The organism is Acinetobacter sp. LT1 (genome assembly GCF_059800965.1).
Genome location: NZ_JBBAXE010000002.1, coordinates 245,078 through 260,113, shown reverse-complemented (window position 1 = coordinate 260,113; position 15,036 = coordinate 245,078). Strand labels below are relative to the sequence as shown.

The 15,036-nt window shown below is 40.7% G+C and carries 15 protein-coding genes; 4 read left to right on the top strand and 11 right to left on the bottom strand.

What is annotated here, in order from left to right:
• Nucleotides 1–57: 57 nt before the first annotated feature.
• From WBW42_RS02935 to WBW42_RS02915, 5 genes are all read right to left on the bottom strand, one after another.
• On the bottom strand, nt 58–924 hold the full coding sequence (locus WBW42_RS02935) for a cysteine ABC transporter substrate-binding protein (protein WP_032056382.1): 867 nt from the start codon (nt 922–924) through the stop codon (nt 58–60).
• Nucleotides 925–1,006: 82 nt separating this feature from the next.
• The gene (locus WBW42_RS02930) at nt 1,007–1,867 is read right to left on the bottom strand and encodes a transporter substrate-binding domain-containing protein (protein WP_032056384.1); all 861 of its coding nucleotides are present in this window, start codon (nt 1,865–1,867) and stop codon (nt 1,007–1,009) included.
• Between the two features lie 30 nt (nt 1,868–1,897).
• Nucleotides 1,898–2,629, bottom strand: coding sequence for an amino acid ABC transporter ATP-binding protein (locus WBW42_RS02925; RefSeq protein ID WP_001130360.1), 732 nt, complete (start codon nt 2,627–2,629; stop codon nt 1,898–1,900).
• 2 nt (nt 2,630–2,631) lie between these two features.
• A complete protein-coding gene (locus WBW42_RS02920; protein WP_000418067.1) occupies nt 2,632–3,297 on the bottom strand; it encodes an amino acid ABC transporter permease in 666 nt (221 codons plus the stop codon).
• Nucleotides 3,287–3,946, bottom strand: coding sequence for an amino acid ABC transporter permease (locus WBW42_RS02915; RefSeq protein ID WP_002114214.1), 660 nt, complete (start codon nt 3,944–3,946; stop codon nt 3,287–3,289). The genes WBW42_RS02920 and WBW42_RS02915 overlap by 11 nt, the downstream gene beginning before the upstream one ends.
• Nucleotides 3,947–4,009: 63 nt before the next feature.
• Here WBW42_RS02915 and WBW42_RS02910 point away from each other — a divergent pair, with 63 nt between their 5' ends.
• Nucleotides 4,010–4,123 (top strand): hypothetical protein, encoded by a 114-nt coding sequence (locus WBW42_RS02910; RefSeq protein ID WP_014206469.1) that lies wholly within the window; start codon nt 4,010–4,012, stop codon nt 4,121–4,123.
• Between the two features lie 96 nt (nt 4,124–4,219).
• On the opposite strand, the gene WBW42_RS02905 is transcribed toward WBW42_RS02910, so the two are convergent.
• From WBW42_RS02905 to WBW42_RS02895, 3 genes are all read right to left on the bottom strand, one after another.
• Nucleotides 4,220–4,504, bottom strand: a complete 285-nt coding sequence (locus tag WBW42_RS02905) for a GNAT family N-acetyltransferase (protein ID WP_005069864.1) — start codon at nt 4,502–4,504, stop codon at nt 4,220–4,222.
• Between the two features lie 142 nt (nt 4,505–4,646).
• Nucleotides 4,647–5,606: a response regulator transcription factor gene (locus tag WBW42_RS02900; RefSeq protein WP_032056388.1), complete on the bottom strand. Its 960-nt coding sequence runs from the start codon at nt 5,604–5,606 to the stop codon at nt 4,647–4,649.
• Nucleotides 5,603–9,067: a hybrid sensor histidine kinase/response regulator gene (locus WBW42_RS02895; RefSeq protein ID WP_032056389.1), complete on the bottom strand. Its 3,465-nt coding sequence runs from the start codon at nt 9,065–9,067 to the stop codon at nt 5,603–5,605. Before WBW42_RS02895 ends, WBW42_RS02900 begins: the two co-directional genes overlap by 4 nt.
• Before the next feature lie 195 nt (nt 9,068–9,262).
• On the opposite strand from WBW42_RS02895, the gene WBW42_RS02890 reads away from it, so the two are divergent.
• The gene (locus WBW42_RS02890; RefSeq protein WP_002114289.1) at nt 9,263–10,879 is read left to right on the top strand and encodes a purine-cytosine permease family protein; all 1,617 of its coding nucleotides are present in this window, start codon (nt 9,263–9,265) and stop codon (nt 10,877–10,879) included.
• A 56-nt stretch (nt 10,880–10,935) separates the two neighbouring features.
• Here WBW42_RS02890 and WBW42_RS02885 read toward each other — a convergent pair whose 3' ends face one another.
• Nucleotides 10,936–11,391 carry an Lrp/AsnC family transcriptional regulator gene (locus WBW42_RS02885; RefSeq protein WP_000376211.1) on the bottom strand — a complete coding sequence of 152 codons (456 nt, stop codon included), beginning with the start codon at nt 11,389–11,391 and terminating at the stop codon, nt 10,936–10,938.
• A 156-nt stretch (nt 11,392–11,547) separates the two neighbouring features.
• On the opposite strand from WBW42_RS02885, the gene WBW42_RS02880 reads away from it, so the two are divergent.
• Entirely contained in the window at nt 11,548–12,159 is a 612-nt protein-coding gene (locus tag WBW42_RS02880) for a LysE family translocator (RefSeq protein WP_032056392.1), read from the top strand.
• A 70-nt stretch (nt 12,160–12,229) separates the two neighbouring features.
• Here the strand turns inward: WBW42_RS02880 and WBW42_RS02875 are convergent, their stop codons facing one another.
• Complete coding sequence (locus WBW42_RS02875; RefSeq protein ID WP_032056394.1) at nt 12,230–12,841, bottom strand: LexA family protein; 612 nt, start codon at nt 12,839–12,841, stop codon at nt 12,230–12,232.
• Nucleotides 12,842–13,127: 286 nt separating this feature from the next.
• Here WBW42_RS02875 and WBW42_RS02870 point away from each other — a divergent pair, with 286 nt between their 5' ends.
• Complete coding sequence (locus tag WBW42_RS02870) at nt 13,128–13,361, top strand: hypothetical protein (protein WP_002114518.1); 234 nt, start codon at nt 13,128–13,130, stop codon at nt 13,359–13,361.
• A gap of 58 nt (nt 13,362–13,419) precedes the next feature.
• Here WBW42_RS02870 and WBW42_RS02865 read toward each other — a convergent pair whose 3' ends face one another.
• On the bottom strand, nt 13,420–14,718 hold the full coding sequence (locus WBW42_RS02865; RefSeq protein WP_284105157.1) for a KGG domain-containing protein: 1,299 nt from the start codon (nt 14,716–14,718) through the stop codon (nt 13,420–13,422).
• Nucleotides 14,719–15,036: the final 318 nt, after the last annotated feature.

Genomic DNA, 15,036 nt, shown 5'->3' with positions numbered 1-15,036 from the left:
CTCCTAACTCGAGTAAATAGTATCTAGAGTCCTGATCATTAGAGGCTATGAGTACAACTATTCAACCAATAAATCTTTTGGATTAATCGTATCGCCATACACTGGTTTTAAAGTTTTTTCATAAGCTTGATGAATCACGCCTTCTTTCGCCAGTTTCTCTAAATCTTGATTTAACCAGTCCAATAACTCTTTATCCCCCTTTTTCACTGCTGGTGCAATTAAGTACTGTTCACCTAAATTGGTAATGCCAACGGTGTAATTTGGATTTTCTTTAGCCCAAGCTAAAACCAGCAAGTTATCATGGGCAAGCGCAGCACCACGACCATCTTTTAAAGCATCAAAAGTTTCAGTGTTTTGCTCATATTTTTGTAGCTTAATTTCTGGATGAGTCTTGGTGAAGAATGAATCAGCCGTTGTACCTTTGTTGACCAGTAAAGTTTTATCTTTAAGTTGAGCCACATCGGTAATTGGATGACTTTTAGGAGAAACCACACCTAGTGCCACTTTTAAATAAGGTTTAGCAAAATCGACAACTTCCTTACGTTCTGGCGTAACAGTAAAGTTGGCAAAAATAATATCCACTTTATTGGCTTTTAAATATTCGACACGGTTCGCAGCTTCAGTTAAAACAAACTCAACTTTGTTTTCATCACCCAGCAGATCTTTAGCGACATGCTTGGCAATCTCTACATCAAAGCCTTGGTTTTTACCTTGAGCATCTAAATATCCAAACGGCGGTTTATCACTAAATACACCAATTCGTACCACGCCATTCTTTTTGATCTGCTCAATACTCGACACAGTTTGTGTGGTATCGGCCGTTTTTTCAGTAGACTGAGTTCCTTTGTCACATGCAACTAAACCTAAACTCAGCAAAGATGCAGCCAAAATATGCTTCACGTTTTGAAATGTTAATGTTGTCATTATTTCACCCTCTCGTTCTTGTAAAAGTCTTATTTAAAATCGCAGCACCTACTTTTAGGCACTGCTCTAGCGATATCGAAAATTATTGGTCTACATCTAAAAACACATTCGGATTGACTGAGTCACCGTAAATTGGCTTCAAGGTTTCATCATAAATTTTCTTAATTTCACCGCTTGTTCTGAGCTGCTTAATTTCAGTATTGAGCCAATTCAATAATTGGGTATTGCCCTTTTTAACTGCTGGTGCAATAAACTCTTGATCACCAATAGACTGAATACCTGCAACATAACTTGGGTTCTTCGCGGCCCATGCCAAAGCATAGGTACTATCTTGTGAAATCGCGTCACCACGACCGTCGGTTAAAGCTTTGAAAGCATCCGAATTTCGTTCAAACTTCAGTAAATTTACTTTCGGATAATGCTTGGTAAAGTAGGTATCTGAACTTGTGCCTTTATTTACAATTAAGGTTTTACCTTCTAATTGGGCAATGTCGGTAATCGGCTTGGCTTTAGGTGAGACAATGCCAAAAGCCCCTTTTAAATAAGGCTCGGCAAAATCGACAACTTCCTTACGTTCTGGCGTTACCGTAAATGTCGCGAATACAACATCAGCTCGATTTGATTTTAAAAACTCCACCCGATTTGAAGCTTCAGTCACAATAAACTCAACTTTCTTTTCATCACCAAGCAAATCTTTAGTCACCCGTTTTGCTAGAGCTACATCGAAGCCCTGATTATTCCCCGCACTATCTACATAACCAAACGGCGGATCATCGGCAAAAACGGCAACGCGTAGAACCCCATTTTTTTTGACTTGTTCTAAAGAATGGTCTTCTTGAGCATTACTTGCCTGTTCAGTTGATGGCGTTTTACTACATGCAGTTAATAAAACCCCAGCAACGGCAAGACTGCTTAATATTTTTATTGAATTACGTTTAAACATTCACTTCCTCATGATTCAAATAATAAAAATTTAGTACGACAAAATATTTAGAAAGGCTTTCGCTCGTTCTGTTTTCGGCTGTTCAAAAAATTCTTCTGGTGAAGCCTGTTCAATAATCTTGCCCTTATCCATAAAAATAATGCGGTCAGCAACCTTGCGGGCAAAGGACATCTCATGTGTCACAATCAACATGGTCATTCCTTCATTCGCCAATTTAAGGACTACATCAAGCACTTCTCTGACCATTTCTGGGTCAAGCGCAGCGGTAATTTCATCAAGCAAAATGACTTTAGGTTGCATGACCAGTGAACGAACAATGGCAATACGCTGTTTTTGTCCGCCAGAAAGTTGTCGTGGATAATCAAGTTTTCGCTCAAACAGTCCCACTCGCTTTAACAACTCATCTGCTACTTGTTCTGCTTCGTCGCGATGGCGTTTTTGTACTTTAAGTGGCCCGAGCAAAATGTTGTCAATAACGTTCATATGCCCAAATAGCTCATAGTTCTGAAAAACCATGCCAATTTTTTGACGAGCATTAGTCCAGTCCACATCTTTACCAAGCACACCTGAACCGGTTAAACGGATTTCACCGCCCTGAATCGGTTCTAGGCCATTAATACAGCGTAATAAGGTACTTTTACCGCAGCCCGATGGACCTAAAATAACAACCACCTCTCCTTGTTCTACATCCAGATCAATGCCCTGTAAAATATGACTTTGTGCAAATGATTTCTGTAATTGTTGTATCGATAACAAAGGCATAATTACTCCCAGACCTTTTCTAAATGTGCTGCCAAACGAGATAAGGGATAGCAAATCAGAAAATACAAAATAAAAATAAAGCCATAAATCCAAAGAGAAGCGCTCGGCACGGTCAACAGCGAATTTTCAATAATTTGCTGACCAACTTTAATGACCTCAACCACCCCAATCAGGACTGCCAAAGAGCTGGTTTTCACCATTCGGGTAAATAAGTTAATCGCGCCTGGAGTTACTCGTTTTAGACTTTGCGGAAAAATGACGTAGACCAAGGCTTGAACATGGGTAAGTCCGAGCGCATAAGCTGAATCGCGTTGATGTTGATCAATTGAAGTAATGGCTGCACGAACCAAATCGCCCATTTCTGCCGTACCCCATAAAACAAATACAACAACGCATACCCACATTGCAGAAAACTGCCAGTTAAACCATGTCGCAAAGCCGAAATAAAACACAAATAGCAAAACTAAAATCGGAATGATTCGAATGGCTTCTAAGTACAGGCGGCACAATGCTTTAACGACTATGTTTTTAGAAGTCATAATGACGCCGAAAACTGTGCCGAAAATTGCAGAGAAAAACACTGAAATAAATGCAATTTTTGCAGTTGCCCAAAGTCCCCACATTAAACGTTCGAGGTGACTCGCTTGAAATAAATAATCAAGTTCCATGGCTCACCTTCCGACTTCTGTGCTCCAGATAACTGGTTAAAATAGACACGGGCAATAAAATAATCAGATAAGCCATGATGAGTAAGAACAAAGCTTCGGTAGTTTTATAGTCCATGCCAATTAAGTCTTTGGTGACAAAAAGCAATTCAACGACAGCAATTGCACTGACCACAGAACTTTCTTTAATTAGAAATAGACAATTTGCCCCTATTGCCGGAATTGAAATAGCCAGTGCTTGAGGGAAAATGACATATCTAAAAATTTGAATCGGTTGTAGACCAATACTTTTTGCAGAGTCAATCTGCCCTTTTGCAACAGACTGCAAACCTGCTCGGAAGGCTTCAGCCATATAGCTTCCACCTAAGAAGGTCAGTCCGATCACACCACAGGCAAAACCATCGATTTTGATGCCAAGCTTTGGCAAACCGTAATACAAAAAGAACAGTTGAATTAATAAAGGGGTATTTCGAGATAACTCAATATAGAACTGGGCAATTCTATTTAGCACCCGCACGCGATATGTGATTAAAATGCTGCAAATTAGCCCTACAATAATTGCCAAAATAATGCTGATAATTGAAATTTTCAGCGTGGTCAAAGTTGCAGAGAAAAATTGCGGCAACACACTATGGATATACTGCCAGTTCAAGGAAAATTCCAAAAATAATATTAAAACGTTATAAATATTTAGCTTTCGTCAGCTATTAAATATTTGTGCAACGAGTTTATTTTTTTCCCAATTGGTCTAAAACTATTTTTATTAGATAAGCTTTTCTATAAGTTTGATAAATTCGATCTGGCAATCGAAAATCTTCAAATCAGTTGAATACAACCGCTCAAAACATATTCACTCAAACAAAGATGAATAAAAAAAATCGGACACTAACGCCCGATTCCTATTAAATGATTTTTAATCTATTGCTTACTTTCTAAGTACATCACCAATGCTTGGGTCTTTATCAAAAACCGATTTAGCATATGGGCAAAGCGGAATTACTTTTACGTCTTTTTCACGAACAAAAGCCACCAAAGCATCAAGTAATTGGCGACCTACACCTTGTCCCCGATAATTTTCATTTACATCTGTAGCGTCAATAATCAGCATGCCTTCGCCTGCCCATGTATAAGTCATTTCACCCGCAACGGTTTCACCATCAAGTAAGCTAAAGCTGCCGTGTTTTGCATCATCTTTTTGTTGAATATTCACAATGAATTCCTCGTATTATGGCTCAAATTTATTTAAAAATGACTTTATATATCTTTATCTATAAGAACAAATTTAAGTGTAAAAAAATAGACTATTTTTAGCAGTGAGTCTGTATGCTTTTTAAATACAATCTTCAATTAACTCAATGAAACTCTTGTACCAGACTATTAATATGCGCCACCGCAGCAGTTCGGTTTTCAACACAAAGTTTTTCAAAAACATGCTCTAAATGCTTGTTTATTGTCCGAGGGCTAAGCTCCAAGATTTCTGCAATATCTTTATTGGTTTTGCCCAACAACAACCAGTGCATGACTTCTGCCTCACGTTGAGTCAACTGTGGGCAATATTTCAAAATATCAGCCATTTCCAAAGCTGGCGTAGAAGTTTTTATCTGGATAAGATAATTTTTTGCCACGCTTGGTTCAGTTTGCCACGGTGTAAGCAATAAAAGCTGTAATTGCTGGGATGGCGTTGAATAAGAACAGCTGGTTAATTTTTTAGGGTCTTTTTCATTTTCTAAGTCTGAAAACCAAGCTTTTAAACCTGCTTCAAAACCCTCTAATTCGGGTAAATATTGATTCAGTAAATCACTGGCTTTTTGGGTTTTCCAAACAATTTTACCGTGAACATCTAGCGCAAGAATGGCTGTTTCCGTTGCATCAATCACCTGTTTTTGTTGCTGCAATAGTTTGGCATGTGCCAAATGTGTTTTTACCCTTGCTAATACTTCTTCAATATTCAGAGGTTTGGTTACATAGTCTACCCCACCGACCTGAAAACCACGCACAATATGTTCTGTCTCAGACAAACCTGTCATAAAAATAACGGGAATAAACTGCGTAATTGGACTCGCTTTAAGCTGTATACAACTTTCAAAACCGTCCATATGTGGCATATTGCCATCGAGCAAGATCATATCTGGTAAGCATCGATGAGCTATTTCAATTGCACTTAACCCATCAGTTGTGACAAGCACGCGATAACCTGCCTGATCCAGACTTTCATGTAGCAAGCCTAAATTTTCCGGCACATCATCCACAATCAGAATAACAGCCTGCTCGTTTGGCGAAGCTTGCTGAAAAGAAACATGTTGCGTACTCATTGCTTATCCTGAATTAATCGTTGCGCGTGTTTTAAATCAAACTTTTGAATAGCGTGTTCAAGCTGTTCCCATAACTCGTTATGCTCTGGAAAATTTTGACGGCATTGCATTAAAGTCTGTTGAATTCCACGAATGTACCCCTGTCCAATTAAATCATTTAATTGCTGCAAGCTTTGCGGTAAATCGAGCAGATCATTATTTTCTGGTTGTTGGATTGGCGTATGAACAGTGGTTTGCTCTTGTTTATATATCTTTAGATCAAGTGTTTGAACTTCATTATTTTCTATGGATGTCTCTGATTTAGAATCAATCCACACCAAACCCAATTTGTCTCCAATTTTACTCAGCAACAAATTGAGGTCGATTGGTTTTAACATAAAGTCTTCACTTAAGACGGCATCTTGTGGATTGACTTCACGCTCGCCTGCATTCGCTGAAATAATTAAGATCGGTACATTAGTAATATTATTCTGACGTAATAACCGCGCTGTTTCCCACCCACCCATCAAAGGCATATTTAAATCCATCAAAATCAGGTTAGGTTGAAAAATAGGTACTCGTCTTAAACAATCAATGCCCGACTCGGCTTCTTCAATCATAAATCCTAAAGGTTTTAGAAAATTAGCGACTAGGCCTCGGTCCACCGCTTCATTATCGACAACCAAAATTCGTTTTCGCTCGCCTTGATAGCCTGTAATTTGGTTGGAATAAACATTAGAAATTGGATGAACCACTTCTTTTGAAGGTAAGTAAAACTTAATCTTAAATTGTGAACCCTGATTGAGCTGACTAGTCACAGATAGTTGGCCGCCGAGTAAATCGACCAACAATTTTACAATGGGTAATCCGAGTCCTGTTCCGGTAAATCCGCCTTGCACTACATTGCTACCCCGTTCAAACGGATTAAAGATTCGCTCTAAATCTGCCTCGGCAATACCACAGCCCGTATCTCTAATTTCAAAATAAGCCGTTTGAAAACGGTACTCAACTTTTAAAGTAATTGTGCCGCTCATTGTAAACTTTAAAGCATTGCCCAGCAAATTGATCAGCACTTGCTCTAAGCGTTTTTTGTCGGTACGCACATAGTGCGGTAGGTTCTCTCCAATTTCATAAACAAACTGTAAATTCTTCTGTTCAAACTGTGGCTGAAACATTTGAATAATTTGTTCAATAAAATTTGGAAAATGCACATCCACTACATTTAAAGAAATTTTGCCTGTTTCAATTCGCGCTAAATCTAATAAACCGTCAATCAATGAAGTCAGATGTTGCCCACTACGGCTAATCACGCCGAGCGCCATTTTGCCTTGTTCTGAGAGCTGCTCTTGTTTTTGAAGCAATTGGCTATAGCCCAAAATACTATTTAGGGGTGTTCTTAATTCGTGGCTAATACCAATGACATAACGGCTTTTTGCATCATTTGCCCGTTCTGCTGAAATTCTGGCGTCTTGTAAGTCTTTTGAAGTGACTTCATGGGCAGCAATTTCATCAATCAATAATGCTGTTTGCTGGTGTGTTTCGATTTCAGCATTACGACGGCTTTCATCGTTTAATACGAGCCACCAAGCAGCAACACTCATCAATAGAAATAAAATGGTATAAATTTTGACAAATAGCATAAATAGCTGAGGAACGGCTGCCGCATTAATGGTTTCTAAATAGGTTTTTTCCTGGATATAAACCAGACTTAAACTCACTGCCAGAACAATAGACAGCCCTAAAGTCAGTAATAAATATAAACTGACCCGACTATTTAAACGGCTGGCCCAACGTTCTGGTAGATAGTGCCAGATGCCTTTTTTAAGCTGTACCGACCAACGTGCATCGGGTTTACATAAATCGTGGCAGCGTGCTTCAAGTGAACAGCATAGAGAGCAAATCGTACCGTTATAGGCTGGGCAACCCGCCATATCAGCGAGTTCATAGTCCCTTTCACATACCACACAGGTAGCAACCGAAGTCGCCTGAATTTTTTCAGGCTGACGTGCAATGTAATATTTGCCTTTGGTTAGGTAAGCAATAACAGGAACGCATAACACAGCACTCCCCAGAGCAATAAAACTCGCCAAACCTTTTGCCATGAGTCCAAAAAAGCCCAAATAACTGAGCATCGATAACACTGAGGCAATCATTAAGGCACCCACTCCTACGGGGTTAATGTCATATAAATAAGCACGGCGAAATTCAATTCCCTTTGGGCTTAAACCTAAAGGTTTACAGATAATTAAATCGGCAACAACGGCACCAATCCATGCCAAAGCAATATTGCTATATAGCCCCAAAATGCGCTCAACTGCATGGCTAATGCCCATTTCCATCAAAACAATAGCAATAAAAACGTTAAAAAGAAGCCAGACAATTCGCCCCGGATGGCTATGAGTTAAGCGAGCAAAAAAGTTGGACCATGCCAATGAGCCAGCGTAGGCATTGGTCATATTAATTTTAATTTGCGCCAAGCAAACCAGTGCTAGAGTCAATATTAAAGCAAGCTGAGGGTTTGGAATAAACTGTTGATAGGCGACCCAATATAGATAAGTTGGATTGTCTAGTTCAGAGACAGGAATAAACAGCTGAAAAGCCAACACCATCAGCAGCATGCCCATCAAGACTTTTAGAAATCCAAAAATAATCCAAGATGGGCCACCTAAAAAAACAGCAAAACGCCATGCAGTTCTATTCTTTTCTTGTTGCGGTAAGAAACGTAAATAGTCAGCTTGCTCACCAATTTGGATCACAAATGAAAAAATAAGAGTGCACGCCGCACCAAAGTAATACAGATTAAAGTCAGTTGAGTTTGAAACCGCCCCAACAAAATGCAGGCTACTACTTAAAATTTGTGGTTGTTTCCAAAGTACAAAAAACCACGGTAACAACAGCAATAAAAGCCAGATTGGTTGTGTGATCGCCTGAACTTTATTAATAAAACCAATACCTTTGACTACTAAAGGCAAAATCACTAAGGCAGAAATTAAGTAACCAATAACTTGCGGAATACCTAAAGCAAGCTCAAGTGCCATCGCCATAATTGCGGCTTCAAACGCAAGCAAAATAAAGGTAAAGCTGGCATAAATTAGAGATGTAATGGTCGAGCCAATGTAGCCAAAACCTGCACCACGAGTAAGCAGATCAACGTCTACATTATATTTTGCGGCGTAGTAACTAATCGGCCAACTGGTCAAAAATATGATGGTACATACGACAATTGCTGCCCATAACGCATTGCTAAAGCCATACTGCCAAAGCATGGTCGCCCCAATGGCTTCCATCGCCAAAAAGCTAACTGTCGAAATTGCGGTATTAGTTACCGTCCAAGGTGACCATTTACGTACTGAGGTAGGTGCATAGCGGAGTGCATAATCTTCGATACTTTCATCTGCCACCCAAATATTATATTCACGGCGTGTTTTGATCACACGTTGTGGCGCTTGTTGGGGACGTGAAGAATCTGGCATAACACTCATGTTTTGGATGGGGCTGCATTAAACCCAGCAATCCTTATGCCAAAAGTCATTTATCATGGCGATTTTCTCGAATACGCACATATACGCAAAATAACGTATTTTCAATTTTTCCCAAAAATCACACACTCAAAACCATCAAAAAACAATGATCAATATTTGTGTTGATTGACCGAAAATGATTGGGAGATTGATGTTATGAGTGTATCTGAACATCCAAATCTGGACACTGTGCAAGGTACAGATTCACAAAAAGCAGTGAATGAAACCTTAGAAGATTATACTTTACGTTATGCTCCACACAGCTTTCGGCGCTGGAGTCCCAAAGTTGTCGCTATTACTGCACTTGGTGGTATTGCCTATCTTGCTGACTTTTCTATTGGCGCCAGTATTGGTATGTCTTACGGAACAACCAATGCTGTTTTCTCCATTTTATTTGCAGCGATTATTATCTTCTTAACCGGCATTCCTTTAGCCTACTACGCAGCGCGCTATAACATCGATCTTGATTTGATTACCCGCGGCGCAGGTTTCGGTTATATCGGCTCAGTCCTGACCAGTATCATTTTCGCCAGTTTTACCTTTATTTTCTTTGCCCTTGAAGGTTCAATCATGGCGCAAGGGTTATTGCTTGGTTTAGGCATTCCACTTTGGGCAGGTTATCTCATCTCAACCGTTATGGTTATACCACTCGTCATTTACGGCATGAAAGCCTTAAGTAAATTACAAGTCTGGACTACCCCGCTTTGGCTCGTTCTGATGATTGGTCCTGTGGCCTATCTGATTTATCAAGAGCCTACTTTAGTCAGCCAGTTTGCAACTTTTACAGGTAACGAAGGTTTTGCAACTGTAGACATGGCTGCAATCATGTTGGGTGCTGGTATATGTTTATCACTCATCATGCAAATCGGTGAGCAAATTGACTATCTACGCTTCATGCCTGCTAAAACAAAAGAAAATAGCAAAGCATGGTGGGCTGCGGTTATTTCAGCGGGTCCGGGTTGGGTGATTTTAGGGGCAATCAAACAAATTATTGGGGCATTTTTAGGGTTCTATTTACTCACTAAAATACCGGGCGTAAACAGTACTGAACCTGTTCAACAGTTTAATGCGGCGTTTCATGACATGCTTCCGGGTTGGGCTGCTTTAACACTTGCAGTGATTTTGGTGGTTATTTCTCAAATTAAAATTAATGTGACCAATGCTTACTCTGGTTCCCTTGCATGGACAAGTGCCTACACACGTATTAGCAAACATTATCCTGGTCGTATTGTGTTTGTGATGGTGAACTTGGCAATTGCGCTTGCTTTAATGGAAGGCAACATGTTTGCGGTACTGGGTAAAATCTTAGGGTTCTATTCAAACTTTGCGATTGCTTGGGTTGTGGTTGTTGCAACAGATATTTCAATTAACAAATATGTGTTAAAACTTTCACCGAAAGAACCAGAATACCGCCGTGACATGCTATACAACGTAAACCCTGTCGGTATGGTTGCGTTCCTTGTATCAGCAGGCTTATCAATTGCAGCATTCTTCGGATTACTTGGTAGCTTCTTGGCGCCTTACTCACCGCTTATCGCACTTGTACTTGCCTTTGTATTAACACCAATCATGGGCTTATTAACCAAAGGAAAATACTACATCAAGTCACACGATGACGGTATTAAAGAACCACGTTACGATGCTGAAGGCACACCAGTTGCAACGGTTTACCACTGCCGCGTATGTGAACAAGGTTACGAGCGCCCAGATATTATGTTCTCTCACAAACATAACGGTACGATCTGTTCTTTGTGTAAAACACTCGATGCTTAAATACTCTCGAAACTAAAAAAGAAGCTTTAAAGCTTCTTTTTTATATCTGAGGATTCTTAGCCAATCGGAAATAAACGTTCAGGCACCACATCTTTCATCACAATGGTTGAGATGAGTCGTTGCACACTGGGAATAGCAGATAATTTTTCATCGTACAAACGCTGGAAAGCAGGTAAATCTTTAGCCACCACATGCAGCAAATAGTCTGGCTCACCAAATAAGCGCTGCGCCTGAATAATTTGCGGGATGTCTATCACGGCATTTTCAAACTTCTCGACTGCCTGTTTATCGCCCTCTTTAAGCGTAATAAAAACAATCGCTGAAAATTCAAATCCCACTAAGTTTGGGTCGAGTTCTGCCCGATAACCTTTGATAGCTCCTGACTCTTCTAAAGCCTTCACTCGTCTATGACAAGGTGAAATGCTCAAACCGACTTTTTCTGCCAGCTCGGTGATAGATAATCGGCCATTTAATTGCAATTCAGCAAGAATCTTTTTATCTGTGCGATCCATTTAGAAAAATTTACCCCAAATGAGTGTGATATGAGCAAACATTTAAAAGCACATTCTAAATACATGAGCATATTATTTTCAACAAGCTCGAATAAATAGGGATTTTTTCTAAACCACGAGTGAAACCTTTGGAAAATAGTTCGCCGAGATAAGCATATGGCTTTTAACATTTTTATTGCATTTTGGAGTGTCTCCATTCTTTTTATTATTACGCCAGGGGCAGACTGGGCCTATGCCATTTCGGCAGGGATTAAAGGCAAAGTCGTCGTACCCGCTGTTGCAGGTATGCTATTTGGGCACTTTATTACGATTTTATTAGTAGCGGCTGGTGTTGGCCTACTGGTAGCAAATAATCCAACTGCTCTGATGATCTTAACAATTGCAGGTTCTGCTTATTTGTTATGGATGGGAATAAACTTATTACTTACCCCTCCTACTCCGAACGAGTCAGGTTCTGAAAAAGCTCAGTCATGGTTGAGCTGGGCAACCAAAGGAGTTTACGTGAGTGGATTAAACCCGAAAGTTTTTTTGCTCTTTTTAGCACTGCTTCCTCAATTTATTGACACTACTGCTTCATGGACAGTGACAACACAAATTCTTGCCTTCGGTGTTGTCCACATGATTAGCTGCGCGATAATTTACTTAATGGTGGGTTATGGTTCAGAGGCTATTTTGAAAACCAGACCACAAGCAGCACAATTAGTCGGCCGTTTTTCAGGTGGTTTGATGGTTGTTATCGCAACATGTTTATTGATTGGACAAATTTAAAAGTCATTCAGCAAAAAGTTACTGACTCACTTTTCGGGTCAGTAACTTGAATAATAAAATATAAGAAAAATTATCTCATTCGTTTGAGGTTATAAGTCACGACTCCCCAAATAACCAGTTCTTGCCCCTCTTCAATATAAATATTCTGATAATCAGGATTTTCTGCTTTTAGCCAAACTTTAGGTGGCTGAAATTGACTATCAATCATTAAGCGCTTCACAGTGAAATCATTATCGATGAGTGCAATCACAATATCACCCGATTTAGCGGGAATGCTACGGTCCACAATAAGCGGATCATTAATATCAATTCCAGCATCTAACATGGATAAAGAGTTGGCTTTGACAATAAACGTGGCATTTTCATTTCTAATTAAATATTCATTTAAATCGAGTGCTTGCTCAATATCATCTTGCGCAGGCGAAGGAAAACCTGCCGCAATACGTTCAGTTGCCAAAGGAATATGGTAAATTTTATCGTTATTCGGGTGGACCTGTTGGACATTAAGTTTTGAGTTCAAGTCGGTCAAGTTATTGGTTTTGACATTATTCAGTAACCAATTTTTGATAAAGTTAACTTGAGACTCAGGAACACGAATGACTTTGGTGGGTTCATTGAACTGTGCTTTACGTCCGGCATTTTCTCGTGCACCGCCATGCTCGAACTCTTTTTTCTTTGGCATATTGCCTCCATTCCACTGTTCAAATCCTACACAAACAATGTAACTTGAAAAAGTTACATTTTCAAGTTGACGAAATATTTTTTTTGCATAACAATAAATCTCATGATCAGATTTTAATCCATTTTGCTTTTAACAGGGATGTTTTAACCAAAATGGCAATTTGAAGAAAATCAAAACCTATTTCGAAATAGTCGTTATCGCTGACTGTTTTTTGATTTTTATCAAATGAGATTCTGAACACTTAACATTCTGGTTAAATTCAGTTTTTGGTATGGAGACATGCGAAATGAAAAATCAACGTGATGCGGTTTTAGGTTATGCAAATGAGCAACATGCTTACTATATCCGCCTAATTGAAAATGATGCGGTTTTAGGTGAAAGCTACGGATTATTTTGTGAAAATCCAGATAGCGAAGCAGCCGAAAGTATTATGACGACACTTTTTTTGAAAAAATCTTTTTGGTTAAACGGTTCTGAATACCTTGATATTGTAAAAGGCCTACAACCTCTCCCTCAGTAAATAAGTAAGCTAAAAAACAAAGGAGGCAAAAGCCTCCTTTGTTTTTAAAACATTCTGCTTAAGACGTAAAACGTCCGTAGGCATCACGTTTTTGATTACGAGAGTTTTGACCACGGCCATCATAATCATCGTCGTCATCACGGCTGCGACCACGACCTCGTCCACCTGAGCGGCCACGATCGTCATCATCATCGTCATCGCGGCTGCGACCACGGCCTCGTCCGCCTGAACGGCCTCCGCGATCATCGTCGTCGTCATCACGACTACGGCCACGGCCTCGGCCACCTGAGCGGCCACCACGATCGTCATCATCATCGTCATCACGACCTCGGCCTCGGCCTCCTGAGCGGCCACCACGATCGTCATCATCATCGTCATCACGACTGCGACCTCGGCCTCGACCACCTGAGCGGCCACCACGATCGTCATCATCATCGTCATCACGACTGCGACCTCGACCTCGTCCGCCTGAACGGCCTCCGCGATCGTCATCATCATCGTCATCACGACTGCGACCTCGGCCTCGACCACCTGAGCGGCCACCGCGATCGTCATCATCATCGTCATCACGGCTGCGGCCACGACCTCGTCCACCTGAGCGGCCACCGCGATCGTCATCATCATCGTCATCACGGCTGCGGCCACGACCTCGTCCACCTGAGCGGCCACCACGATCATCATCATCATCATCACGACTGCGACCTCGGCCTCGGCCTCCTGAGCGGCCACCACGATCGTCATCATCATCGTCATCACGGCTGCGACCACGACCTCGTCCACCTGAGCGGCCACCGCGATCATCGTCATCATCATCGTCATCACGGCTGCGACCACGACCTCGTCCGCCTGAACGGCCACCGCGATCGTCATCATCATCGTCATCACGGCTGCGGCCACGGCCTCGACCACCTGAACGGCCACTGCGATCGTCATCATCATCGTCATCACGGCTGCGACCACGACCTAGTCCGCCTGAACGGCCACCGCGATCATCGTCATCATCGTCGTCGTAACGGCTTCGGCCGCGACCACCTGAGCGGCTACCGCGATCGTCATCATCGTCGTCATCATCACGACCGCGGCCACGACCATTACGGCCATCATTTTTATGGCTTAATGCACCCGCTTCACGCGCTTCTTCAGACGTAAATTCATGAGCGTTACCACTTGCATGGGCTGCTCGGCCAGCTTCACGAGCTTCTTCAGAGGTAAACTCATGTGCATTACCACTCGCGTGAGCAGCTCGCCCACCTTTGCTGGCTATTTCTCGTACTCTTTCAGGATCCATACTTGCAAATCCACGATTTGAAGTACCTGTTCTATTGTTATCGTCATCTTCATATCTAGTATTAGCCATAGTTATATCTTCCTATATTTAATTATAGTCACTACCGCTTTTGGTTAACGGATTTAATAACAATAGAATATCTATAATATTTTCCCACCCAAGTGATGTATCAATCCTTTTAAATGTATATCTATCAAAAAATGAAATTTCTTATAAACACATTATTTTTAAAATATTTTAAAAATTTTAATTATTAATAATTTTACTCTTTAAATATTGGATATACTCATTATTACCTAAGGGCACACTACAATATATTTTTACAAACACAGTTAAAATAATTTAACTGATAACAAAAAATTTCAAACTGTACAAAACAGTAAACTA

Bases quoted from the DNA above. Each gene is read 5' to 3' on its own strand.
- WBW42_RS02930 (WP_032056384.1), bottom strand. From the start codon at position 1,867: ATGTTTAAACGTAATTCAATAAAAATATTAAGCAGTCTTGCCGTTGCT.
- WBW42_RS02890 (WP_002114289.1), top strand. From the start codon at position 9,263: ATGAGTGTATCTGAACATCCAAATCTGGACACTGTGCAAGGTACAGAT.
- WBW42_RS02865 (WP_284105157.1), bottom strand. From the start codon at position 14,718: ATGGCTAATACTAGATATGAAGATGACGATAACAATAGAACAGGTACT.
- WBW42_RS02870 (WP_002114518.1), top strand. From the start codon at position 13,128: ATGAAAAATCAACGTGATGCGGTTTTAGGTTATGCAAATGAGCAACAT.
- WBW42_RS02900 (WP_032056388.1), bottom strand. From the start codon at position 5,606: ATGAGTACGCAACATGTTTCTTTTCAGCAAGCTTCGCCAAACGAGCAG.
- WBW42_RS02875 (WP_032056394.1), bottom strand. From the start codon at position 12,841: ATGCCAAAGAAAAAAGAGTTCGAGCATGGCGGTGCACGAGAAAATGCC.
- WBW42_RS02895 (WP_032056389.1), bottom strand. From the start codon at position 9,067: ATGAGTGTTATGCCAGATTCTTCACGTCCCCAACAAGCGCCACAACGT.
- WBW42_RS02885 (WP_000376211.1), bottom strand. From the start codon at position 11,391: ATGGATCGCACAGATAAAAAGATTCTTGCTGAATTGCAATTAAATGGC.
- WBW42_RS02920 (WP_000418067.1), bottom strand. From the start codon at position 3,297: ATGGAACTTGATTATTTATTTCAAGCGAGTCACCTCGAACGTTTAATG.
- WBW42_RS02880 (WP_032056392.1), top strand. From the start codon at position 11,548: ATGGCTTTTAACATTTTTATTGCATTTTGGAGTGTCTCCATTCTTTTT.
- WBW42_RS02935 (WP_032056382.1), bottom strand. From the start codon at position 924: ATGACAACATTAACATTTCAAAACGTGAAGCATATTTTGGCTGCATCT.
- WBW42_RS02925 (WP_001130360.1), bottom strand. From the start codon at position 2,629: ATGCCTTTGTTATCGATACAACAATTACAGAAATCATTTGCACAAAGT.